Here is a 21,894-nt window from a genome sequence, read left to right as displayed (position 1 = left end):
GGGCGAGGACGACGCGGTGCTCCGGGCCCGCGGTGGCGCGGCCGGCGTGCGGCGCGAAGCCCGCGGCGGCCACCACGACGAGCCAGGGCCCGCGCCCGTCGCCGACGGGCACCGTGAAGCACCCGCCGGCCGCGGCGTCGGTCCGGACCCGGCCGAGCTGGCGGCCGTGCGGGTCGACGGCGGTGACGACGGCGTCCACCCCCGCGCCGCGCTCGTCGGTGACCCGTCCCCGCACCGCCGTCGTCCCGTCGGGAGCCGCCTCGTCCGTCGCCCCGGTCATCGGGCTGTCGGACGTCGCCGGGCCGGCCGGGACCGCCGTCGGGTCGACCTCGTGGAGGGCGAGCAGCGCGCCGTGCAGGGCGGAGATCTCCCCGACGACGAGCTCCGGGGCGGCGTCGTCGTGCGCCGGACCGTCGGTGTGCTCGCCGGGCTCGCGGCCCTCGGCCAACGCGTCGACGAGGCCCTGCACGGCGCTCATCGCACTCTGCACCGCCTCGTGGCGATGGTGCGGGGTGTCCGCGACGTCTTCTACGGCGTGGACCACCGCCCGGACCCGCGCCGCGCACCGCACCCACGCCGAGAGCCGCCCGGTCACCGCCGCCCGGCGCTCGACGGCCCCGGGGAGCACCCGCAGCGAGAGCGGCAGCCCGATGAGGGCGAGCTGGTGGACCGCGGCGTCCAGCGAGCGGACCCGGGCGTGGAGGTCGACCTGCTCGCCGTCGGCGCCCGTGGCCCCCCGGCCGCCGTGCAGCACCGCCGCGACGTCGAGGGTCGCGGCCCGCAGCTCCTCGGCCAGCCGCGCCCGGGCGGCCTGCTCCGCCGCCGCGGCCGACGTCGGGAGGAAGGACACCGCCACCACGCCGCCGACGACCGCGCCCAGCGCGGTCTCGCCCACGCGCAGCGCGAGCAGGCCGACGCTGTAGGTCCCGAGCAGCTCGTAGAGCTCCGCGATGAGGATCGTGATCGCGAACGCCAGGCAGGTGTAGGAGACCCGGAACAGGTAGAAGCCCACGAAGATCGCGACGAGGATGACCACCAGCGACACCGCCGTCGAGTGGCCGAGGTGCGGTACCGCGACCAGCGCCACGGCGACCCCCACGACGGTGCCCGCGGTGCGCTGCAGGGCCTTGCGCACCGTCTCGGCGGCGGTGGCGGTCCCGGTGAAGGCCAGGAAGCAGGCGAGCACCGCCCAGTACCACCGCTGCCCGGACAGGGCGTCGCCGAGCGCGATCGACAGCCCGCCCGCCAGGGCGATCTGCAGGGCATGCCGCGTGGTGAGCAGCAGCTTGGGGCCGGCGCCCTCGGGCGCCACCATCGGGCCGACCGTCACCGCGCTGCCCGGCAGGAAGCCCGCGAAGAGCTCGGCCGCCGGGGTGAAGGGCGCCGGCGCCTCCCGGTCGTCGTGCCCGGCGCGGCGGGCGGGGGCGGCGCTGCGGCGGTCCTCGTCGAGGACCTCCTTGAGCCGGGCCAGCGCGTCCCGGACGGCCTCGACCTCGGCCGCGCGCACGTCCTGCGGGGCAGTGTCGAGCAGCCGGGCGAGCGCTGCCTCCACCCGCAGCACCGCCGCGCGTACCCCGGGCGCGTGCGCCGGGTCGGTGATCGCGTGCGGGACGGCCAGCTGGCCGTCGACGAGGACCGCGACCTCGTCCACGCGCAGCAGGGCGCGGTCCGGGGTGCCGATGCGACCGGTCCAGCGCTGCCACGGCGAGCGGGCCGCCGGGTCCCGGTGCTCCGCCGCGGCGATCCGCACCCGCGCCGCGAACGCGTCGACCATGCGGCGCATCCGCCGGGCCGGACGCTGCGGGGCGACGACCAGCGAGATCACCAGCAGCAGCACCGTCGTGCTCGCCACTGCGACGAGGACCACCGGCAGCTGCGCGAACGAGAGCTGCAGGAAGAGGGCCATGAAGTAGCCCATCCACACGACCATGCCGCAGGCGAAGGCGCGCGGGCCGAAGCGTCGCACCCACACCACGACGAACATGACCACGACGAACAGCGAGAGCGAGAGCACGCGGTGCTTGTCGACCAGCGTGCTCAGCGTGATGCCGGCGACCATGGCGACCGGCAGGCAGAGCTGGGTGATCACGCGGCCGCCGGTGGTCGGGTCGGCCGCGGTGAACGTCGTCATCATCGTGAGCACGGCCCCGAGGACGACCATGACCATGGCCGCGGTGCCCTGCAGGCCGAGTGCCCCCGCGAGCAGCGCCGCCACCCCGAGCGCGACGGCGAGGGAGAGCGCGGCCCGGGCGGCGAGCGTGATCCGGACGTTGCCCGGGTCGGAGGCGAGGACGCGGTCACGCCACGCGACGCGGGCCGCGGGCGCCTCCGGCGGCACGTCGGGCAGGGAGGGTGGGGTCGCCTCGGTGGGTTCGACGTGATCGGTGGGATCCGTGCCCGGACGTCGCCCGGTCGACGTGATCGTCATCGCCCTCCCTCTGCTCGCCGCCACGATGTTAGCCGTGCGAACGATCGACCGGCGGGGAAAGCGGTTCCGGAGAGCGAGATGTGGCCGATCCCCCACCCGGGTTTCGCCGGGCGCCTAGCGCTGCAGGAGAGCGTGCAGCGGCCGCCCGTCGAGGCGGTCGCGGCCGCCGAGCTCGGGCAGCTCCAGGACGACCGCGAGGGCCGCGACGGAGGCGCCGCACTCCTCGACCAGCTCGCACGCGGCCCGGGCGGTGCCGCCGGTGGCGAGGACGTCGTCGACGAGCAGCGCCCGCGCCCGGGGGGCGAGCACTCCGGCCGGGAGCTCGAGGGTCGCGGAGCCGTACTCGAGGTCGTAGGACCGCGAGGCCGCGACGGCAGGCAGCTTGCCCTGCTTGCGCACCGGGACGATGCCCAACCCCAGCGCCTGCGCGACGGCGGCCCCGAGCAGGAATCCCCGGGCCTCGATGCCGATCACGACGTCGACGGGGCTCCCGTCGAGCGAGCCGCCGAGCAGCCGCGTCGTCGCGGCGAGCCCCGCCGCGTCGGCGAGCACCGTCGTGAGGTCCCAGAACAGGATCCCGGGCTTCGGGAAGTCCGGGACCGTGCGCAGGAGATCGGCGACGAGCCGGCCGTCGTCGGCGTCGTTGCCGGGGGCAGGGGTCACCGGCGGCGCTTCCCGCTCGGCCGACCCGTCTTGCCCGCCGGCCGGGCGCCGGGGCGCGGCGCGCTCGGCGAGCGCCGGGCGGTCGGGCCGGCGCCGCCGGCACCGTCGCGGGGACCCCGCCCCCCGGCGGCCGCGACGACCGCGTCGGTGTCGAGGACGTCGGTCGGCTCCCCGGTGGTGACCTCGTCGCCGGTGCCGCGCGGGCCCCCGGTGGCGCGGCGCGCGTTCTTCTCCCGCCGGGCGGCGACCCGCTGGGCCTGCTGGGCCCACACCCGGTCGCGCATCGCGAGGTCGACCACGATCGGCGTCGCGAGCAGCACCGAGGACGCCGCGCCGATGATCGTCCCGACGAGCTGGACGAGGGCGAGGTCGCCGAGCACCCCGACCCCGAGCAGCACGACGCCGACGACGAAGAGCCCGATCAGCGGGAGCGCCGCGATCAGCGAGGTGTTGAGCGAGCGCATGAGGGTCTGGTTGACCGCGAGGTTCGCGGCCTCGGCGTACGTGCGCCGGGTGAGGCCCTGCAGCCCGCGGGTGTTCTCCCGGACCTTGTCGAACACGACGACGGTGTCGTAGAGCGAGAAGCCGAGGATCGTCAGCAGCCCGATCACCGTGGCCGGCGAGACCTCGAAGCCCACCAGCGAGTAGACGCCCGCGGTGACCACGATGTCGTTGATCAGCGCGATGATCGCGGCCAGCGCCATGCGGCGTTCGAAGTAGATCGTGAGGTAGGCGGTCACCAGGACGAGGAACACCGCGAGCGCGATGAGCGCCTGCCGGGTGATCTCCCCGCCCCAGCTCGCGCTCACGGCGCTGTTGCTGACGGCGTTCGGGTCGGGCTGGCCCGAGCTGCCGAGCGGCTGGAACCGCTGGAACAGCGCCTGGTCGAGGGCCACCTGCTCGCCCTCGGAGAGCCGGTCGGACTTGATGACGATGGTCGCCGAGCCACCCGTGCCCGCCACCTGGACCGACTCGGCCGAGCGGCCGACGGCCTGATCGAAGACCTGCTGCACCTCGCTGGTCTCCGCGACGCCGGTCGCGCCGCGGGCCGGGAACTGCACCGAGGTCCCGCCCTCGAAGTCGATCGAGAAGTTGAAGCCGCGCAGCACCATCGACAGCACGCACACCAGCACGAGCCCCCCGAAGAGCAGGTACCAGGTGCGGGAGCGGCCGACGATGTCGATGCCGCCGTTGCCCTCGTAGAGCCGGTCGAGCCGGCTGCGGCGCACGGAGCGGCGGGCGGGGGCCTCGTCGGGCGCGCCCTCGGCGTCGTCCTCGGGCTCGTCGACGGCGAGGTCGTCGTCGAGCGCGTCCGGGACGTCGGCGTCGGCGAGGTCGTCGCGGCGACGACCGGAGCGGCCGGTGGGGCGGGTCATCGGGTACCTCCGCGGCCGGAGCCGCTGCGGGGCGTCCGACCGCCGGACGCGGTCGGGCGACGGGTCTGGCCGGGGCGGGCGCCGGGGCGGGGCGCGCTGCCCGTTCCCCCCGATCGCGGACCGGCGCCGGGCCGGGTGCTCTGCGAGGCCACCTTCCCGAGGCCGGACCAGGCGGGGCTGGCGAACAGCCGCGAGTTCGAGGCCAGGGACAGCAGCGGGTGGGTCACGAGGAACACCACGACGAGGTCGAGGATCGTCGACATGCCGAGGGTGAACGCGAACCCGCGGACCTGGCCGACGGCGAGGACGTAGAGCACGACGGCAGCGAGGAAGCTCACCGCGTCCCCGGAGAGGATCGTGCGCCGCGCGCGGGTCCAGCCGCGCGGCACCGCGGAGCGGAAGCTGCGGCCCTCGCGCATCTCGTCCTTGATGCGTTCGAAGAAGATGACGAACGAGTCCGCGGTGATGCCGATCGCCACGATGAACCCGGCGACGCCGGAGAGGTCGAGGGTGAACCCGATGCTGCGCCCCAGCAGGACGAGCACCGCGTACACGACGACGCCGGAGAGCACCAGCGACAGGATCGTCAGGACCCCGAGCGCGCGGTAGTAGAACAGCGAGTAGACGAACACCAGCGCGAGGCCGATGACGCCCGCGATGAGTCCCGCCTCCAGCGACGCCAGGCCGAGCGTGGCGGAGATCGTCTGGGCGTCCGAGGTGTCGAACGACAGCGGCAGCGAGCCGTACTTGAGGACGTTCGCGAGGTCGGTCGCCGACTGCTGGTTGAAGTTCCCGCTGATCTGCGAGTTGCCCGCGGGCTGGGCGGCCTCGATCGTCGGGGCCGACACGACCTGCGAGTCGAGCGTGAACGCCACCGCCTTGCCGACGTTCGCCGCCGTGTACTGCGCCCAGACCCCGGCGCCGGCGGACTTGAAGGTCACGTTGATGACGTAGCCGGCGCCCTGCTGGTTGGGCGAGGCGACGGCGTCCGCGACCTCGGTGCCCGAGAGGATCGAGGGGCCGAGCACGTACTTGGCGGTGCCGTTGCGGTCGCACGCCACCAGCGGCTTCGTCGGGTCGTCGTACCCGCGCAGCGGGTCCTCGGCGGCGCAGTTCAGGGTCTGGAGGGCCTGCGCCTGGACCGCCGGGTCCCTGCTCTGGCGGCTCTGCTTCGCCGCCGCGATCGCGGCCGCCTGGCGCGGGTCCTGCGACGTCCCGCCGCCGGCCGGGCTGCCTCCGCCGGGCGGGGCGGGCGGGGTCGGCGCCTGCACCGGCAGATGCACGCTCTGGCCGGGTGCCTGGCCCGGGGCCCCGCCGCCACCACCGGCCTGCCCGGGCTGGGCCTGTCCCGGCTGGGCCTGTCCCGGCTGGGCCTTTCCGGGCTGGATCTGGGCCTGCGGCGTCGCCGCCAGCGGGCCCTCCTCGACGGGCCGGAAGTACAGCCGCGCGGTCTGCCCGAGACTGCGCGCCTGGTCACCGGCCGTCCCGGGCACCGTGATGACGAGGTTGTTGCCGTTCTGCACGACCTCCGCGCCGGACACGCCGAGCCCGTTGACGCGCTGCTCGATGATCTGGCGCGCCAGGTTGAGCTGGTCGGGCGTGGGCGCGGCGCCGGTCTCGGTGCGGGCGGTCAACGTGACGGTGGTGCCGCCCTGTAGGTCGATCCCGAGCTTCGGGGTGGGTGACCGGTCCCCGGTGAGGAACACCAGCGCGTAGAGGACCACCACGATCCCCGCGAAGACGGCGAGGTAGCGGCCCGGCCGGAACCGGACGGTGGGAGGGGCCACGCTGCGAACTCCAGGGTCGTGCGACGGTCGGGTCCTCGGACGCGTCCCCGCCGCGAGCGCCCGGGCCGCCGAGGCGGCGGACCGCCGGACGCGAGTGCCGTGTCGCGGCACCGGCGCCACCGGCCGCACCCGCGGGGCGCGCCGGGCGGCGCACGCCGAGGACCTGCTCCGCAGGGTAGGCCGCCACCGTCCGGCCGATCGCACCCGGCCCGGTGCGCCTCCCGCCGCGACGTGCGGTAGGAGGCCGGCCCGCCCCGGCGCCGCGACGCCGGGGCGCTACCGGGAGCTCAGGACCGCGGGTCGCGCGGCGCGCGCGAGCTCGCCGAGATGCCGTCCGAACCGTTGCTGCTCGGGGACGCGGTCGGGTCGGAGAAGCCGGCGTCGGTGGGCTTGTCGTGCGGCTCCGCCGCCGCGGCCGGGACACCGTTGGACGACGTGGGGTGGGGGCCCGCGCCGTTGGTGGGGTGCGCCGGCGCCGGGTCGCTGAGCTCGGGGTGCTGGGCGTCGAGCGTGTAGGCGTCGATGTGGTCGGCGCCCGGCACCGTGTCGACGTCGGCGGAGAGCTTCTCGCGCACAGCCGCCCGCAGCCAGGTGGTGATCACCTCGGGGGCGATCTCCAGGTCGATGGTCTTCTCGTCGTCGGTGTCGACGACGGTGCCGCTGACCCCGCAGGTCATGACGACGACGTCGCCCACCGAGATCGAGCTCTGCAGGCTCTCCTGCTGCTGCGCCTGCTTCTTGCGCTGCCGGTTGGAGAAGAAGATCATGCCGATCATGAAGACGATCAGCAGAGGGAAGAGGAGGTCCATCTCGCTCCGTTCGGATCCGTGAGGTCCGACCGACCGCAAGACCCGCGATCCGTCGTACGTACTCCCCCCGAGTCTGCCAGCTCAACCGAACAACGTCGGCGGGCCCTGCTCGTCGATGTCGCCCGGAACGTCCTTTTCGGGCGGCGACTCCCCCAGGTGGTGCCACGCCGCGGGGGTCGCCACGCGCCCGCGCGGAGTACGCGCGAGCATCCCCGCGCGCACCAGGTAGGGCTCGCAGACCTCCTCCACGGTGCCGGGCTCCTCCCCCACGGCCACCGCCAGCGTGGACACCCCCACCGGACCGCCGCCGAAGGAGCGCACGAGGGCCGCGAGCACGGCACGGTCGAGCCGGTCGAGGCCCAGCTCGTCGACGTCGTAGACCGCGAGCGCCGCCCGCGCCACCTCCCGGGTGACCGTGCCGTCCGCGCGCACCTCGGCGTAGTCCCGCACGCGGCGGAGCAGCCGGTTGGCGATGCGCGGCGTGCCCCGCGACCGGAAGGCGATCTCCCGCCCGCCGTCGGGGCGCAGGTCGACCTCGAGGATCTCGGCACTGCGTGCGACGACGAGCTCGAGGTCCTCCGGTTCGTAGAACTCCATGTGCCCGGTGAACCCGAACCGGTCGCGCAACGGCCCGGTCAGCGAGCCGGCCCGCGTCGTCGCGCCGACCAGGGTGAACGGGGCGACGTCGAGCGGGATGGACGTCGCCCCCGGCCCCTTCCCGACCACGATGTCGACCCGGAAGTCCTCCATCGCGAGGTAGAGCATCTCCTCGGCCGGGCGCGCCATGCGGTGGATCTCGTCGATGAACAGGACGTCGCCCTCGACGAGGTTGGAGAGCATCGCCGCCAGGTCGCCCGCCCGCTCCAGCGCCGGGCCGCTGGTGATGCGCACCGCGCTGCCCAGCTCGGTGCCGATGATCATCGCGAGGCTGGTCTTGCCCAGCCCCGGAGGACCCGAGAGCAGCACGTGGTCCGGCGGGCGACCGCGCCGCAGCGCTCCCTGCAGCACGAGGTCGAGCTGCTCGCGGACCCGCGGCTGGCCGATGAACTCGTCGAGCCGCGCGGGGCGCAGCCGGTTCTCCAGGTCGGACTCGCCGGCCTCGCGCGCAGCTGCCAGCGCCCGCTCGAGGTCGGCCGACAGCTCGTCCCCGCTCACCGCGCGTCCTCCTGAGTCACCGGTTGGGCCCCAGGCGGTGCAGCGCGGCCCGCAGCACCGCGGAGGACCCGGCGCCCTCCCCGAGGTCGCCCACCGTCTCGTCCACCGCCTTCTCCGCGGGCTTGGCCGCGAAGCCGAGCCCCACGAGTGCCTCGACCACCTGGTCGCGCATCGTCCCGCCGGCCACCACCGACGGCACGTCCGCGTCCGGCCCGCCCATGACGTCGCCACCGGAGGCGTCCGGCGGGGCGACCTTGTCCCGCAGCTCGACGACGAGCCGCTCGGCCCCCTTGCGCCCGATGCCCGGCACGCTCGTCAACGTGGTGAGGTTCCCGTCGGCCAGCGCCCGGCTCAGCGCCCCCGGGTCGAGCACCGCGAGGGTGGCCAGCGCGAGGCGTGGGCCGACACCCGTCACGGTCTGGAGCAGCCCGAACAGCTCCCGCTCCGCGGCGTCGGCGAAGCCGTAGAGGGTCAACGAGTCCTCGCGCACGACGAGCGCGGTGTCCAACCGGGCGTGCTGCCCGCGCCGGAGCCCGGCCAGCGTGGTGGGCGTGGCCTGCACCGCCATCCCCACGCCGCCGACCTCGACGACCGCGTGGTCCAGCCCCACCGAGAGGACCTCCCCGCGCACGGACGAGATCACGACCCCACCTCCCTGCCGGCCCGGCCGGGCCCGCTCACGGGCGCGAACACCTGTTCGAGCGGGACGCTACCGCGCGGCCCCGACAGCGTCCGCGCCGCCACGCGGGGCGGGTCGCCGGTCGGGGCCGTGCGAGTGAACGGCGCCGTCCTCGCGTCCAATGCCAGGAACGTGCCGTTGCTGCCACGGCGCCGGTCGGGGCCGGGCGAGTGAACGGCGCCGTCCTCGCGTCCAATGCCCGGAACGTGCCGTTGCTGCCACGGCGCCGGCCGTCGGCCCGGGACGCAGCCCCCAGGGAACCGACGGCGTCAGCGTCCCGGAGCCCGACCCGCCCGCGGGCCGGCCGCGGCACGACGAGCCGCAGCGAGCTTCGCGGTGTGGGTCCGGGCCACCGCCGCGGCCCGCGCCTCGGCCTCGGCCATCCGGGCACTCATGGGAGCGCGCCAGCAGTGGCACACGGCGAGCGCGAGCGCGTCCGCGGCGTCGGCGGGCCGCGGGGCCGACTCGAGCGCGAGCACCCGCTGCACCATGGCGGTGACCTGGGCCTTGTCCGCGCGCCCGGAGCCCGTCACCGCGGCCTTCACCTCCGACGGGGTGTGGAAGGCGACCGGCAGGCCGGCCCGCCCGGCGACCAGCGCCACGACCCCGCCCGCCTGCGCGGTCCCGATGACCGACCGGACGTTGTGCTGGCTGAACACCCGCTCCACGGCCACGACGTCCGGGCGGTGCTCGGCGATCCAGCGCTCGACCGCGTCCGCGACGGCGGCGAGCCGGGCGGCGACCTCGTCGTCGGGCGGGGTGCGGATGACGGCGACGGCGACGGCGCGCACCGTGCGCCCGCCCGCGCCCTCGACCACCCCGAGCCCGCAGCGCGTCAGCCCGGGGTCCACTCCCAGCACCCGCATGGCGGGCACGCTACCGACCGGCCGGGCCCGCTCCGGACGCCGACGCGCCCGCCACCACCGGGCCGGGGTCGAGGTCTCAGCGCAGCGCCCAGGCCGGCACGTCCCGCGCCCGCTCGGTGCGCGCCCCGATCGGCCCGGGGTCGCCGTGCCGGAACGTCATGCTGACCCGCGGACCGGCGCCCGGCTCCTTGGGCACGGTGTGCTGCCACTCGTGCTGGCAGCGACCACCCATCACCAGCAGGTCACCCCCGCAGAGCGTCAGCCACCGCGTCCCGCCGCCCGCAAGCGCGCGCAGCCCGAAGCGCCGGGGCGCGCCGAGCGAGACGATCGCGACGACCGGGTGCGGGTGCACGAAGCGCACCCGGTCCCCGTGCCAGGCCACCGAGTCCGCCCCGTCGCGGTAGAAGTTGGCCGACACCCGGTCGAAGGGCTCGCGGTAGCGCTCGGTCAGGGCCGCCGCGAGGTGCTCGCTCGGCGACGGCGCCTCCGCGAGCGCCCACCCGCAGGTGAGCCGGGGTTCGACGATCTCCTGCGTGAACATCCGCCGGCGCCGCTGGTTCCACGCGACCCCGCCGACGAGCTCGTCGAACCACACGTCGGCCCCGGGCAGCCAGCCGGGCACCACGTCGACCCACGAACGATCGTCGAGCTGGGTGCGGTGCAGGCCCCGCCAGGACACGTCGGCCGGGCCGGCGGGCAGGGCGTCGGCGGCAAGCCGACCCGGCTCGTCCGGCGCCGCGTCGAACAACGAGGGGGTGAACACGGCCGTCATGAGCTAGAGTCGAACACATGTTCGAGTCGATGGCAAGCACCCTCCCGAGCTCTCCGCGAGAACGGTGCACCCGGTCCGGCCGCGGGTACGGAGCGGGTCATGAGCACGAGACACGCGGTCGTCCATGGCACGGTGCAGGGGGTCTTCTACCGCGCGAGCGCGGAGCAGGAGGCGCAGCGGCTGGGTGTCGCGGGGTGGGTGCGCAACCTCCCCGACGGCAGCGTGGAGCTGCTGGTCGAGGGCGAGGACGCCGCGGTGGAGCAGATGATCGACTGGGCGGGTCGCGGGCCGAGCCGGGCCGAGGTCACGGGGGTCGACGTCGAGGACCGCCCCGAGGAGGGCCTCACCGGCTTCGAACAGCGCTGAGCAGGTCACGCTGTCAGGGGGTCGTGGTGAGCTGACCTCCGTGCCCCCCTCGTCGCCGTCCGCGCCCGCCGCCACCTGGCGGCGCCGCCCGGGTCCTCGTGCCCGCCTACCTCGACGCCCACGGCCCGGCGGGTCCGACGGCGTTCGACGCCTGGCTGCTGCGGGGCGGGACCGCCCGCACCACCCTGCGGCGCTGGTTCTCGGACCTCGTCGCGGACGGCGTGATCGCCCCGGTGACGGTGCGCGACGACCTGCCGGGTCCCGGAGCCGGCGCCGACACTGAACAGCGCTATGCCCGGGTCAGCGACCTGGACGACCGACCCGGCCGACCACCCCGCGCTCGACGACGGTGCGCTTCCTGCCCGCCTTCGACCAGAGGGTCCTCGGGCCCGGCACGGGGAGACCTCGCTCCTGGCGCCGCGGCACCGGGGCGCGGTGAGCCCGGACCGCCGGTTGGATCGCCCCGGTGGTCGTCCTGGGTGGCCGCGTGGTCGGCACGTGGGATGCGGACGGCGAGCCGGCCTGGTTCAGCGACGAGCGCATCCCCTCCCCGGCGGCGCTGGCAGCCGGACGCGCCCGGCGCCCTGCGCAGGCACCGCCCTGAGCGGGTTGGACGACGATCGACAACGGGTAGTCCCACCGGTGACGGGTCGAGCCGATCCGTCGCCGGTACCGGAAGGAGACGCCGTGAGCGACGCCGACAAGGTCGAGAACAAGGGCGAGGAGCTCAAGGGCAAGGCGAAGGAGGCCGCCGGCGGGGCGGTCGGCAACGAGTCCCTCGAGGCCGAGGGCAAGGCCGACAAGACCAAGAGCAACGTCAAGCAGGCCGGCGAGAAGATCAAGGACGCCTTCAAGGGCTGAGCTCCTCCCGAACACCCGACGGCGCCCGCGGCCACCCCGGCCCGGGCGCCGTCGTGTGCCACCGGCCGGTGACTCGCCGCCGCCACCCGGGGGTGCGGCCAGGTCCATCCGGGTGATGGGCGCACACCTCGTCCGCGTGACGAACGGCGCGGAGTTACCGTCCGCGCGTGTCCGACCAGGATCGTGTGACGCCGCCGGCCTCCGTGGTCGTCGTCGGCGGCGGCGTCGTCGGGCTCTCGTGCGCGGTGTCCCTCGCCGAGGCCGGTCACCAGGTGCGGGTCTGGACCGCGGACGACCCGTCGGCCACCGCCTCCGCCCACGCCGCCGGGGTCTGGAAGCCCACCTACCAGGCACCCCTCGCCGGGTCCCTGGCGCGGGCGTCGTGCTCGCTCGCGCACTACCGACGCCTGGCCGCCGACCCCGCCACCGGCGTCCGGATGGTCGAGGCCCTCACCGTCGGCGAGGTGCCCGACCGGCACGCCCTGCCCGCGCAGCTCGCGATGCTCCCCGACCTCCACGCACCGAGCACCCTGCCGCCGGGCTTCGACCGCGGGCTGCGCCACCGCGCCCCCGTGATCGACCTCCCGCGGCACCTGCGGTGGATGGTCGACCGCCTGGCCGCACTCGGCGCCATCGTCGAGATTCGGCGCGCCGAGTCGCTCGACGAGGCGCTCGCCGAGGCCCCCGTCGTCGTCCTCGCGGCCGGGCTCGGCGCGCGCGAGCTCGCCGCGGACCCCACCGTGCGCCCGCTGTTCTCGCAGTATGTGGTGACCGACAACCCCGGCGTGCACCGTGTGCTCGTCGAGATCTCCGACGCGCGCCGCTGGACCTCGATCATCCCGCACGCCGACCGCGTCCACCTCGGCGACGTCCGCATTCCCGGGCGCACCGACGCCTCGGCCGACCGCGAGGAGGCCCGGGAGATCCTCCGCCGCTGCCGCGAGACCGAGCCGGCGCTGCAGGACGCGCGGGTGCTGCGGATCGACACCGGCATCCTGCCCGCCCGCCCGACCACCCGGGTGGAGGTCGAGCGGCGCCGGGACGGGCTCGTGGTGCACGACTACGGGCACGGCGGGAGCGGGCTCTCGCTGTGCTGGGGCACCGCGCACGAGGTGGTGCGGCTGATCGCAGCCCACCACCACGCGGTGGTCGGACGCCCCTCGGCCTGACGCCGCGGATCAGAAGGGCCGTCGGGCCACCGGCGAGGTCCGCGCGGGACGGACCTCCTCCCCGCGGGAGCGCCGGCCGGCGTCGCGCAGCACCTCGACGAGCCGGTCGCCGTTGCGGCGACCGCTCACCGGGTCGAGCCGGTCGTGCACCAGCGGATTGGGATGCGGCGCCTGCGAGACCGTGGCGGCGCGCAGCTGCCAGGGCACCCGCCCGCGCCGGGTCAGCACCGACCACCCCTTGACCGCGGGCGCGCCGAGCAGCACCACCTCGCGCGGCGGCGGCCCGAGCAGCTCCAGGAACTCCCCCAGCCGCGGCGCGGCCCGCAGCACCTCACCGCCGAGGCGGCGGGGCTCGTGGGTCGGGTTCGCGATCCACCACGGCACGAGGTGCCAGTGCAGCGTCACCTCGTGCTCCAGCCCGGCACGATCGGCGGCGCGGTAGAGGTTGGCCGAGACCGCGTCGTTCGCGTAGCGGCTGACGAAGCCGCAGCCGTCCTCGGCGTCGGAGGCGGGCTCCTGCAGGAGCAGCAGCACCCGGGCGCCGTCCCCGGCAGCCGTCGGGTCGACATAGGGGACGTTCTCCAGCGTGGTGTCCCGCAGCCGGTCGACCCAGCGGTTGAGCCGCCCGGCCCACCCGTCGTGGCGTCGCACCCACCAGTGGGCGTGCCGCTCGGGAGCGAGCGTCCGGCTGAACAGCTCCCCGCGACGTTCGGCCAGACGGTTCCAGACGACCTCCGGCGCCCGGGCCTCCGCACCCGTCGTCCGCGCCACGCCCGTCAGCGTAGGTGCTGGAATGATGACGGCGTGCTGTTCGCCCAGCGCTTCGCCGAACCGATCGCGCGCGGCCAGGTCGACCTGACCTTCCGGCGCTGGAAGCGCGCCCAGGTCCGCCCCGGCCGCCCGTACCGCACGCTCGTGGGCCGACTCGGGGTCGACGAGGTGGCCGAGGTCGACCCCGGGGAGGTCACCGTCGACGAGGCCCGCCGCGCCGGCTTCGAATCCGTCGAGGCGCTGCTCGCCGAGGCCGGCCGCCGCGCCGACGAGGACACGCCGCTCTTCCGGGTGCGCTTCCACCGGCTCGACGAGCCCGATCCCCGTAGCGAGCTGGCGGCGAGCGAGCCGTCGGCGTCGGAGGCCGCCGAGGTCGCCGGGAAGCTCGACGCCATGGACCGGCGCAGCGGCCACGGCCCGTGGGCCTGGGCGACGTTGCGCGCCATCGCGGCCGAGCCGGGGCGCCGCGCGCCTGACCTCGCGGCTGCGGCCGGACGCGAGACCGCGCCGTTCAAGGCCGACGTCCGCAAGCTCAAGGCGCTGGGCCTCACCCGGTCGCTCCCGGTCGGCTACGAGCTCTCCCCCCGCGGGCGGGCGGTCCTCGCGGTGCGGGGCTGACGCGGTGGCCGACGACCTCGTCGTCCGCCTGCACGGCGGGCCGGACCGTGACGGCGAGATCGACGCGGGCGGGCTCGTCGCGCTCGTCGGCGCGCTGCAGCGAGTGACGACGCGGATCGCGCGACACCTGGTCGACCAGAGCCGGCCCGGCCGCAGCGCCGGGGTGGTCGAACGGGCCGCGCGGCTGCGCCTCGTCGGGGTGGACCCGGGCGCGACGGTGCTGCGCTTCGCGGTCGGCGAGGACGACGTGCTCGGCGAGGGCCTCGAGCACGAGGTCACCGACGCGCTGTTCGAGCTGGTCCGGGGGCTGTGGAACGAGGTCCCGCCGGAGTGGGCGACCCCACTGCTCGGGGACGCGTGCGTCGACCTGCTCGACGCGCTGGAACGCACCTCCCGCACGGCGACGCTCGGTGGCAGCCGCTTCCGCGAGGCGAGCTTCCGACCCGCGGACCTCTCCCGCGCCCGCTGGCCGCGCACCGACCCGCCCCGGGCCTACGGGGACGCCCAGACGGTTCGCGGGCGGCTCGACCGGGTCGACCTGCGTCGCGGGATCGTCCGGATCCTCGACGACGCGGGCCGGGACGTCGTCGTCGAGGGCGTGGTCCCCGAGACCGACCCCGCGCTGTTCGGCTCCGCCCCCGATCCGGCGGCCGTCGCGGGGTTGCTCGGCCAGGAGGTGGTCGTCACCGGCCCCGCCAGCCACGGCCCGGGCGGCCTGCGTCTGCGGGGCGCCACGATCCGCCGCGCCTGACCGGGAACCGATCGGCGGTCGCGGGCCTCCAACGAGGTGCAGGCACCCGACGCCGCTGGAGGCACCCGATGACACCACCGTTCCCGCCCGCGCCGTTCCCCCGGGGCCTGGGGTGAGCCCCCCGGCCGGCCGGCCCCGACGGCGCCCGGTGCGGGTGGCCGGCGACGGCGACCGCGCCGACCGGCGTCGCTGGGAGGCCGCGCTCGCCGCGGCCCGGGAGGCCGAGCGGATCACCGCCGACGCCGACGCCGAGCTCACCGTCCAGCTCCCACCCCCGTTCCTCGAGAGCGGGGCCCTGCCCCGGCTGGTGGTCGGCGAGGAGATCGAGGCCGCCCCGGCGATCTTCGTCGCGGCCGTCACCCACGCCGTTCCCGGCGCCACGGGCTGGTCGGTGGACGACACCGGGCTCGTCGACGCGGTCGGCACGGTGCTCACATCGCTCCCCGGCGGCGCCGAGGCGGGCTCGCCGGTCAGCGTGCTCGACGCCGGCGGGCGGCTCTTCCCGCTCTACTGGTCGACCACGCCGCCGGTCCAGGGCCGCACCGGTGTCGGCGGCGCCCTCTACCTCGACCCCGACCTCGCGCCGGGCACCGAGCACGGCGAGGTCGTCGCGCTGTGCCGCGAGCGGTTCCGGGTCACCGCCCTGCTGCGCGCGCCCCGCAACGGGTGGGCGCCCACACCACCGGTCGAGATCCCCGCCGTGCCCGACCGACCCCCGACCGACGCCGTCCTCGTCGCCCGGCTGCGCCCGCTCGGAGGACCCGACACGGGGACGTTTCCGCTGGTCGACTGACGCGGACCACTCATGATCGACACTATGCTGGGGCGGGTGCAGGTGGTGGCGATCGTGCCCGCGTGGATGCTCGCGGACGGCGAGTACGTCGGGCTGGCCACGGGCGAGCGGGTCACCACCGGCCTGGCCCTCGCCGTCACCGACACCGACGCCGACACCGCGGCGGGGACCGCCGCCGCGGTCGGGCTCTGCCAGTCCGAGGAGCAGCCCGGCTTCACGACGGTGCGGGGGCGCGTGGAGTGCCCGCGGGATGGCGACGGCGCCCGGGTCGGCACGGTGCTGTGCGCCGGGCTGTGGGCGGTGGTGCCGTTCGCCGCGACCCCGCTGCGCCCCGGAGAGGACCTCGTCGCCTCCGGCTGGCTCACTGCCGAGCCCTACCTCTGGGCGGCGGACAGCGTGCTGGCCCGCGCCGTACCGGCGGGCCGGCAATGCTGGCGGGTGGGTCGGGTCCGCTGCGTCGTCGACGGCGGGGAGCCCGCGACGCTCGACCGGCTCCCGGACGAGATCTCGGTCGACCCGGACGCGGCCTACCTGCTGGACCTCGACCCGGTCGGGTGAGCGCCCGGCGTGGCCTCCGCGAGCGGCTCGGTCGCGGTCGCTGTGCCGGACCATGGCGCGGGGCACCACCCCGCGGATCATCCCGGACACGCCACCAGCACCGTCTGCCGCTCCGCGGCCACCCGCGTGACCGCCCACGCCCCCATCGGCGCGCCGCGGCCAGGAAGTCGACGACCATGCGGCACGGCTGGTCGAAGGCCCGCGGCGGCGCGAGGTCGGGCGCCACCACCGGCCTGGACGCGCGCATCACCGCCCCCTGCCCACCCGCCGGTCCCCTCCCTCGTACCGCCGCCGGCGGACACCGACGCCGGGGACGGCCGGCGAACCGCCCCGTCGGGGTCGGTCAGGGCTCCTCCGGGGAATAGGGGGTGGTGACCGGCGGATCGACGACGACCGGCCCGTCGGGGCGACGGAGCGCGTCGCGGCGGGCCCGCTTGTCGTCGTACATCGCGGCGTCGGCCACCGAGATGGCCTCGGCGAACCCGGAGACGACCCCGACCGGGGCGACCCCCGCCGAGCAGGGCGTCCCGCCGGCGTCGAGGGCCTCCTGCAGACGCGCGACGAGCGACCCGACGTCGTCGGGATCGACCGTCACGACCATCCCGAACTCGTCACCGCCGAGGCGCGCGACGGGATCCCCGCGGCGGGTCACCGACCGCAGCGTCTCGGCGGCGCGGCGCAGGTAGGCGTCGCCCGCGTCGTGCCCCTCGGTGTCGTTGACCCGCTTGAGCCCGTCGAGATCCATCATCACGACCGACGCGGGGTCCCCGAAGCGACGGAACCGCTCCTCCTCGCGGGCCAGCCACCGCTCCCAGCCGCGACGGTTCAGCAGGCCGGTGAGGGGGTCGGTCTCGGCGTCGGACACCGCCCGCTCGAGCTCCCGGGCCGAGCGCACGGCGTTCGTGTCCGCCCCGAGGACGCTGGAGAGCAGGCTGGAGAGCAGGTCGAGCAGCGACTCGTGGCTCACGAAGCCGTCGTCCAGCGGCTCGGCGTTGATGCCGATGACGGTGCCGAACAGGTCGCCGTCGGGATAGAGCACCGGCGTGCCGACGTACGCCGCGACCGGCATGCCGCCCTCGGCGGCGGCCGCGACGACGTCGCAGAGCACGGTCTCGCGGCCGGTGTCGGGAACGATGCGGGGCGTCTCGCCCGAGACCATCGTCCGGCAGATCGAGAGCCCCCACCGACCCTCGACGCCGGGCGCGAGGCCGTAGGCGTGGTCGTTCGTCACCAGGATGGTCTGCCGGTCCCCGGCGACGCGGGTCACTGCCCACGCGCTCATCGGCAGCGCGCCGGCGAGGTAGTCCACGACCATCCGGCAGGCCTGGTCGAAGGCGCGCGGCGGAGTCAGCTCGGCCGTCACGACGGTCGTCGGGTGCGTGGTCATGTCGCCCCTCGGGTTCACTCGGGGATCCGCGCCCCCTCGCGCGGATCCCTTCGTCGGCCATTCTGGAGCGCCCGGTCGGGTCCCGGGCCGGGTGGGGTCACGCGGCGCAGGTGGAGCAGCGGGTAGGGCCGCCCGTCGTCGTCGGTCTCCGAGCGCCCGGTCTCGACGAAGCCACGGCGCGCGTACCAGTCCCGCGCGGCCGGGTTCTGCTCGTTGACGTCGAGGGTGAGCACCGGGTGGTGGGCGGCCGCGTCGTCGAGCAGCGCGGTGCCGACGCCCTGCCCGTGCACCTCCGGGTCGACGAAGAGCCCGCCCACCTCGCCGCCGGAGCCGGCGAGGAAGCCGACCGGACCCTCCGGGCCGTGCGCGACGCGGATCGCGGCACGCGCCAGCGCGGTGCGCGTCCGCGGTTCCAGCTCGTCGATCTCGGCCGGGCCCAGGAAGTGGTGGGTGGCCTCGACGGCGCGCCGCCAGAGCCCGACGAGCGCATCTCGCTCGCCGGGGTCCGCGTCACGGATCTCCCACGCCACGCGCCCAGCGTAGGGACTTGACCCTCACGCCGCGTCAGGCTGCACGCTCGTTCACCATGACCGGGGTGACGGAGGCGGGAGCGACGGTCGGCCAGGTGGCCGAGCGCTTCGCCGTGACGGTGCGGACCCTGCACCACTACGACGAGATCGGGCTGGTGCGCCCGAGCGGCCGCAGCGCCGCCGGGTACCGGCTGTACTCCGACGCCGACATCACCCGCCTGCAGCACGTCGTGGTGTACCGGCGGCTCGGGTTCGCCCTCGAGGACGTCGCACGGATCCTCGACGACCCCGCCGCCGACGTCACCGAGCACCTGCGGCGCCAGCGGGACGCGGTCACGTCCCGGCTCGACGAGCTCTCCGACCTCGTCGTGGCCATCGACCGAGCCCTGGAGGCGCAGATGTCCGGAATCCGGCTGACCCGCGAGGAACAGCGAGAGCTCTTCGGGAACGGCTTCACCGAGGAGGACCAGGCCGAGGCGCGCGAGCGCTGGGGCGAGACCGAGGAGTGGAAGCAGTCCCGGGCCCGCACCGCGCGGTACACCAAGGCCGACTGGGAGGTGGTCACCGCCGAGCAGCGCGCCGTCGACGAGGCGTTCGTGGCGGCCAAGCGGTCCGGCGCGTCCCCGGATTCCGAAGCCGCACGCGCGGCGGCGGAGGCTCACGGCCGCCACATCCACGACCGGTTCTACGACCTCTCCCCCGAGATGCACCGCTGCCTGGCGCGCATGTACCTCGCCGACGAGCGGTTCACGCGCTACTACGACGACCGCGAGCCAGGGCTCGCGCAGTACGTGCACGACGCGATCCTGGCGCTCCGCGCCATGTGAACGGATGTGGTCGCTCCGACGACCACATCCGTTCACATGGCCTTCGGCCAGCGGGACGCCTCGTCGATCACCTCGACCAGCCGACCCACCGCGGCGTCGAACACCGCCTTGCCGTGCTCGGCGGTGGCGCCCGTCGGGTCGCCGATGTGTCCGTCCGGCCCGAAGTCCTCGGTCAGCCATCCGAAAGACACCGGCTTGCCGAACCCGATGTGCTCGAAGGCCAGCAGGTCCTCCGGCACCCGACGCGTCGCGAGCTCCATGTGTACGAGGTCGGGCGCAGGTGCAGCATCAGCGAGGTCTCGCCGTGCCCGCCGTGGATCCCCATGCCGTACTCGGTCTCGGCCGACGAGGTCCCGCCCTGGTCGGCCGGCACCGAGAGGTGGGCGAAGAAGGTCCGCAGCCCGAACTGGCGGCGCAGCTCCCGGCACGCGAACAGCGACTCCCACGCGGTGATCGTGGTCAGCGGCAGCGCCGCCGCCTCGGCGAAGGACAGCGTGCGCGGCATCGGCCCGACGATGCGTTCGTCGACGGCGTGGAACTGCGCGTTCGCGCCCTGCCGGGCGATCGAGCCGGCGTGCTAGACCTCGTCGCCGACCGAGAACAGTGTGACCTCGTCGCCGACGGCGGTGACGACGCCGGACGCGTCGTAACCCAGGACCTTCGGCCCGCCCTCCGGGTCGCCCGCGTGGACCTTCGTGTCGACCGGGTTGACCGAGACCGCGTGCACCTCGACGACCAGATCGCGGGGACCCGGCGTCGGGACGGGCAGCTCCACCTCGGTGAACGGGCCGGAGGGGGGCGCGCATGGTCCCGGACCTGAGGGCTCCGCCCGTGTGCGTGCGTTCCCGTGCTCAGGCACGGAAACGCACGCACACGCGGCGGAGCCGCGAAGTGTGAGACTGAGCGCGACCGGCGAGGCCGACCGAGGGGAACCGATGTCGACGACGATGCCCGCCCCCGCCCGCAGCGGGGCCGAGGACCTCGAGGCGCTGCGGGCGGTCGAGGACCGCGTGCTGTGGCTGGCGACCGCGATCGTCGACCACGCGAACCGGGTGCGCCCCAACCCCGGCGGGCTCAAGGTGGGTGGGCACCAGGCGTCGTCGGCGTCGATCACCTCGATCATGACGGCGCTGTGGTTCGGCGCGCTGCGCCCCGAGGACCGGGTGTCGGTCAAGCCGCACGCCAGCCCGGTGCTGCACGCGATCAACCACCTGCTGGGCCGGCTCGACGCCCGGTACCTGACGACGCTGCGCGAGCGCGGCGGGCTGCAGTCCTACCCGTCGCGGTCGAAGGACCCCGACCCCGTGGACTACTCCACGGGCTCGGTCGGCATCGGCGCGACCGCCCCGATCTGGGGCGCGATCGCGCGGCGCTACGCCCACGGCGTCGGTGCGCGCGCCGCGTCCCGCGGGGTGCTGGGGCGGCAGTTCTCGCTGGTCGGCGACGCCGAGCTCGACGAGGGCGCGGTCTGGGAGGCCGTGGTCGACCCGATGGTCCGCGAGCTCGGTGAGGTCTGCTGGGTGGTCGACTTCAACCGCCAGTCCCTGGACCGGGTGGTCCCGGACATCTCGGTGACCCGGCTGCACGGGCTCTTCGAGGCCGCGGGCTGGCAGGTGATCACCGTCAAGTACGGCCGACTGCTCGAGGACCTCTACGCCCGCGACGGCGGGTCCGCGCTGCGGCGGCGCATCGACGGCATGACCAACCCCGAGTACCAGCGGCTGCTGCGCTGCAGTCCCGCGGAGCTGCGCGAACGCCTCCCCGGAGAGGGCCCGGCTGAGCACCCCGAGGACCCTCAGCAGATCTCGGCCCTGCTCGAGACCGTCGACGACGACGCCGTGCACGCCGCCATCCGCAACCTCGGCGGCCACGACCTCGGCGCCCTGCTGGACGCGTTCGACGCCATCGACGACACCCGCCCCACGGTGGTGTTCGCGTACACCGTCAAGGGTTACGGGCTGGCCACCCAGGGCCACCCGCAGAACCACTCCAGCCTGCTGACCGAGGCCCAGATGCGCGAGCTCGCCGCCCACGTGGGCGCCGACCTCGACGACCCCTGGCGTCCGCTGCCGCCGGATTCCGACGCCGCCCGGCTGTGCGTCGACACCGCGGCGCGCCTGGACCGCCCCCAGGAGGCCGAGACCGTCGCCGCCCCGGCCGTGCCGACCGACGCCGGGCGGACCCCCCACGGCACCGGCACCACCCAACAGGCCCTCGGCCGGGCGCTGCTCGACCTGACCCGCGAGGCCCCCGACGTGGCCGCGCGGCTGGTCACCGTCGCCCCCGACGTGGCGTCCTCGACCAACCTCGGGGGCTGGCTGAACAAGGTCGGCACGTGGTCGGTCCGCGAGCGCCGCGACTGGTTCGACGATGACGCCGAGACCATCCTGCACTGGCGCGAGCGACCCACCGGGCGGCACATCGAGCTGGGGATCGCCGAGACCAACCTCGTCGGGTTGCTCGGTGAGCTGGGCGCCACCTGGTCCCGCTGGGGCGAGCCGCTGCTGCCGATCGGGGTGCTCTACGACCCCTTCGTCTCCCGCGCCCTCGAGCCCTGGGCGTTCGGGATGTACGCCGGTGGCCAGTCGATCCTCGTCGGCACCCCGTCCGGCGTGTCGCTGGCCCCGGAGGGCGGCGCGCACCAGTCGGTGATCACCCCGTCGATCGGCCTCGAGCAGCCGGGCTGCATGAGCTACGAGCCGGCCTTCGCGCTCGACGCGGAGTGGGC

The 21,894-nt window shown here is 75.5% G+C and carries 24 protein-coding genes; 10 read left to right on the top strand and 14 right to left on the bottom strand.

Annotation, left to right across the window (positions count from 1 at the left end; all coding sequences use genetic code 11):
- The 9 genes from VGH76_RS02875 to VGH76_RS02835 all read right to left on the bottom strand — a co-directional run.
- Window positions 1–2,428 (bottom strand): FUSC family protein (locus VGH76_RS02875; RefSeq protein WP_331555100.1); only part of this gene is annotated, 2,428 nt, incomplete at its 3' end.
- Between the two features lie 114 nt (window positions 2,429–2,542).
- Complete coding sequence (locus tag VGH76_RS02870) at window positions 2,543–3,091, bottom strand: adenine phosphoribosyltransferase (protein ID WP_331555099.1); 549 nt, start codon at window positions 3,089–3,091, stop codon at window positions 2,543–2,545.
- Window positions 3,088–4,467 (bottom strand): protein translocase subunit SecF, encoded by a 1,380-nt coding sequence (gene secF / locus VGH76_RS02865; RefSeq protein ID WP_331555098.1) that lies wholly within the window; start codon window positions 4,465–4,467, stop codon window positions 3,088–3,090. Before secF ends, VGH76_RS02870 begins: the two co-directional genes overlap by 4 nt.
- Complete coding sequence (gene secD, locus VGH76_RS02860) at window positions 4,464–6,254, bottom strand: protein translocase subunit SecD (RefSeq protein WP_331555097.1); 1,791 nt, start codon at window positions 6,252–6,254, stop codon at window positions 4,464–4,466. Before secD ends, secF begins: the two co-directional genes overlap by 4 nt.
- A 287-nt stretch (window positions 6,255–6,541) precedes the next feature.
- On the bottom strand, window positions 6,542–7,063 hold the full coding sequence (gene yajC, locus VGH76_RS02855) for a preprotein translocase subunit YajC (protein ID WP_331555096.1): 522 nt from the start codon (window positions 7,061–7,063) through the stop codon (window positions 6,542–6,544).
- Window positions 7,064–7,144: 81 nt separating this feature from the next.
- Window positions 7,145–8,203, bottom strand: a complete 1,059-nt coding sequence (ruvB, locus tag VGH76_RS02850) for a Holliday junction branch migration DNA helicase RuvB (RefSeq protein WP_414637655.1) — start codon at window positions 8,201–8,203, stop codon at window positions 7,145–7,147.
- Between the two features lie 31 nt (window positions 8,204–8,234).
- On the bottom strand, window positions 8,235–8,861 hold the full coding sequence (gene ruvA, locus VGH76_RS02845) for a Holliday junction branch migration protein RuvA (RefSeq protein WP_331555094.1): 627 nt from the start codon (window positions 8,859–8,861) through the stop codon (window positions 8,235–8,237).
- Window positions 8,862–9,166: 305 nt separating this feature from the next.
- Window positions 9,167–9,763 carry a crossover junction endodeoxyribonuclease RuvC gene (ruvC, locus tag VGH76_RS02840; RefSeq protein WP_331555093.1) on the bottom strand — a complete coding sequence of 199 codons (597 nt, stop codon included), beginning with the start codon at window positions 9,761–9,763 and terminating at the stop codon, window positions 9,167–9,169.
- 76 nt (window positions 9,764–9,839) lie between these two features.
- Entirely contained in the window at window positions 9,840–10,535 is a 696-nt protein-coding gene (locus VGH76_RS02835; RefSeq protein WP_331555092.1) for an alpha-ketoglutarate-dependent dioxygenase AlkB, read from the bottom strand.
- Window positions 10,536–10,634: 99 nt separating this feature from the next.
- Here VGH76_RS02835 and VGH76_RS02830 point away from each other — a divergent pair, with 99 nt between their 5' ends.
- From VGH76_RS02830 to VGH76_RS02820, 3 genes are all read left to right on the top strand, one after another.
- Complete coding sequence (locus tag VGH76_RS02830; protein WP_331555091.1) at window positions 10,635–10,901, top strand: acylphosphatase; 267 nt, start codon at window positions 10,635–10,637, stop codon at window positions 10,899–10,901.
- Window positions 10,902–11,588: 687 nt separating this feature from the next.
- Window positions 11,589–11,762, top strand: coding sequence for a CsbD family protein (locus VGH76_RS02825; RefSeq protein WP_331555090.1), 174 nt, complete (start codon window positions 11,589–11,591; stop codon window positions 11,760–11,762).
- 167 nt (window positions 11,763–11,929) lie between these two features.
- On the top strand, window positions 11,930–12,931 hold the full coding sequence (locus VGH76_RS02820; RefSeq protein WP_331555089.1) for an FAD-dependent oxidoreductase: 1,002 nt from the start codon (window positions 11,930–11,932) through the stop codon (window positions 12,929–12,931).
- Between the two features lie 9 nt (window positions 12,932–12,940).
- On the opposite strand, the gene VGH76_RS02815 is transcribed toward VGH76_RS02820, so the two are convergent.
- Window positions 12,941–13,702, bottom strand: a complete 762-nt coding sequence (locus VGH76_RS02815; RefSeq protein ID WP_331555088.1) for a hypothetical protein — start codon at window positions 13,700–13,702, stop codon at window positions 12,941–12,943.
- A 33-nt stretch (window positions 13,703–13,735) separates the two neighbouring features.
- Between VGH76_RS02815 and VGH76_RS02810 the strand changes: the two genes are divergently transcribed.
- The 4 genes from VGH76_RS02810 (at window position 13,736) to VGH76_RS02795 (ending at window position 16,422) form a co-directional block, all read left to right on the top strand.
- A complete protein-coding gene (locus VGH76_RS02810) occupies window positions 13,736–14,320 on the top strand; it encodes a hypothetical protein (RefSeq protein ID WP_331555087.1) in 585 nt (194 codons plus the stop codon).
- A 4-nt stretch (window positions 14,321–14,324) separates the two neighbouring features.
- Window positions 14,325–15,071, top strand: coding sequence for a hypothetical protein (locus VGH76_RS02805; protein WP_331555086.1), 747 nt, complete (start codon window positions 14,325–14,327; stop codon window positions 15,069–15,071).
- A gap of 112 nt (window positions 15,072–15,183) precedes the next feature.
- Entirely contained in the window at window positions 15,184–15,864 is a 681-nt protein-coding gene (locus VGH76_RS02800) for a hypothetical protein (protein WP_331555085.1), read from the top strand.
- Between the two features lie 12 nt (window positions 15,865–15,876).
- On the top strand, window positions 15,877–16,422 hold the full coding sequence (locus VGH76_RS02795; protein WP_331555084.1) for a hypothetical protein: 546 nt from the start codon (window positions 15,877–15,879) through the stop codon (window positions 16,420–16,422).
- A 343-nt stretch (window positions 16,423–16,765) separates the two neighbouring features.
- Here the strand turns inward: VGH76_RS02795 and VGH76_RS02790 are convergent, their stop codons facing one another.
- Both VGH76_RS02790 and VGH76_RS02785 read right to left on the bottom strand, forming a co-directional pair.
- Window positions 16,766–17,809 (bottom strand): GGDEF domain-containing protein, encoded by a 1,044-nt coding sequence (locus VGH76_RS02790; RefSeq protein ID WP_331555083.1) that lies wholly within the window; start codon window positions 17,807–17,809, stop codon window positions 16,766–16,768.
- Between the two features lie 14 nt (window positions 17,810–17,823).
- Complete coding sequence (locus tag VGH76_RS02785) at window positions 17,824–18,339, bottom strand: acetyltransferase (RefSeq protein ID WP_331555082.1); 516 nt, start codon at window positions 18,337–18,339, stop codon at window positions 17,824–17,826.
- A gap of 56 nt (window positions 18,340–18,395) precedes the next feature.
- On the opposite strand from VGH76_RS02785, the gene VGH76_RS02780 reads away from it, so the two are divergent.
- Complete coding sequence (locus VGH76_RS02780; RefSeq protein ID WP_331555081.1) at window positions 18,396–19,166, top strand: MerR family transcriptional regulator; 771 nt, start codon at window positions 18,396–18,398, stop codon at window positions 19,164–19,166.
- Between the two features lie 32 nt (window positions 19,167–19,198).
- On the opposite strand, the gene VGH76_RS02775 is transcribed toward VGH76_RS02780, so the two are convergent.
- Complete coding sequence (locus tag VGH76_RS02775) at window positions 19,199–19,594, bottom strand: creatininase family protein (protein WP_331555101.1); 396 nt, start codon at window positions 19,592–19,594, stop codon at window positions 19,199–19,201.
- On the opposite strand from VGH76_RS02775, the gene VGH76_RS02770 reads away from it, so the two are divergent.
- Entirely contained in the window at window positions 19,490–19,747 is a 258-nt protein-coding gene (locus VGH76_RS02770; RefSeq protein ID WP_331555102.1) for a hypothetical protein, read from the top strand. The genes VGH76_RS02775 and VGH76_RS02770 overlap by 105 nt on opposite strands.
- On the opposite strand, the gene VGH76_RS02765 is transcribed toward VGH76_RS02770, so the two are convergent.
- On the bottom strand, window positions 19,744–19,941 hold the full coding sequence (locus VGH76_RS02765) for an alcohol dehydrogenase catalytic domain-containing protein (RefSeq protein ID WP_331555080.1): 198 nt from the start codon (window positions 19,939–19,941) through the stop codon (window positions 19,744–19,746). The two genes, VGH76_RS02770 and VGH76_RS02765, sit on opposite strands and share 4 nt — an antisense overlap.
- A gap of 160 nt (window positions 19,942–20,101) precedes the next feature.
- On the opposite strand from VGH76_RS02765, the gene VGH76_RS02760 reads away from it, so the two are divergent.
- Window positions 20,102–21,894, top strand: a 1,793-nt coding sequence (locus VGH76_RS02760; protein ID WP_331555079.1) for a pyruvate dehydrogenase, incomplete at its 3' end; no start/stop codon positions are given.

It is taken from the genome of Actinomycetospora sp. (assembly GCF_036497585.1).
Classification (GTDB): Bacteria; Actinomycetota; Actinomycetes; order Mycobacteriales; family Pseudonocardiaceae; genus Actinomycetospora.
This window is presented reverse-complemented; position numbering and strand designations above follow the sequence as displayed.

Bases quoted from the DNA above. Each gene is read 5' to 3' on its own strand.
- secF (WP_331555098.1), bottom strand. From the start codon at position 4,467: ATGACCCGCCCCACCGGCCGCTCCGGTCGTCGCCGCGACGACCTCGCC.
- yajC (WP_331555096.1), bottom strand. From the start codon at position 7,063: ATGGACCTCCTCTTCCCTCTGCTGATCGTCTTCATGATCGGCATGATC.
- ruvC (WP_331555093.1), bottom strand. From the start codon at position 9,763: ATGCGGGTGCTGGGAGTGGACCCCGGGCTGACGCGCTGCGGGCTCGGG.
- VGH76_RS02835 (WP_331555092.1), bottom strand. From the start codon at position 10,535: ATGACGGCCGTGTTCACCCCCTCGTTGTTCGACGCGGCGCCGGACGAG.
- VGH76_RS02830 (WP_331555091.1), top strand. From the start codon at position 10,635: ATGAGCACGAGACACGCGGTCGTCCATGGCACGGTGCAGGGGGTCTTC.
- VGH76_RS02795 (WP_331555084.1), top strand. From the start codon at position 15,877: ATGATCGACACTATGCTGGGGCGGGTGCAGGTGGTGGCGATCGTGCCC.
- VGH76_RS02790 (WP_331555083.1), bottom strand. From the start codon at position 17,809: ATGACCACGCACCCGACGACCGTCGTGACGGCCGAGCTGACTCCGCCG.
- VGH76_RS02780 (WP_331555081.1), top strand. From the start codon at position 18,396: ATGACCGGGGTGACGGAGGCGGGAGCGACGGTCGGCCAGGTGGCCGAG.
- VGH76_RS02770 (WP_331555102.1), top strand. From the start codon at position 19,490: ATGCCGTACTCGGTCTCGGCCGACGAGGTCCCGCCCTGGTCGGCCGGC.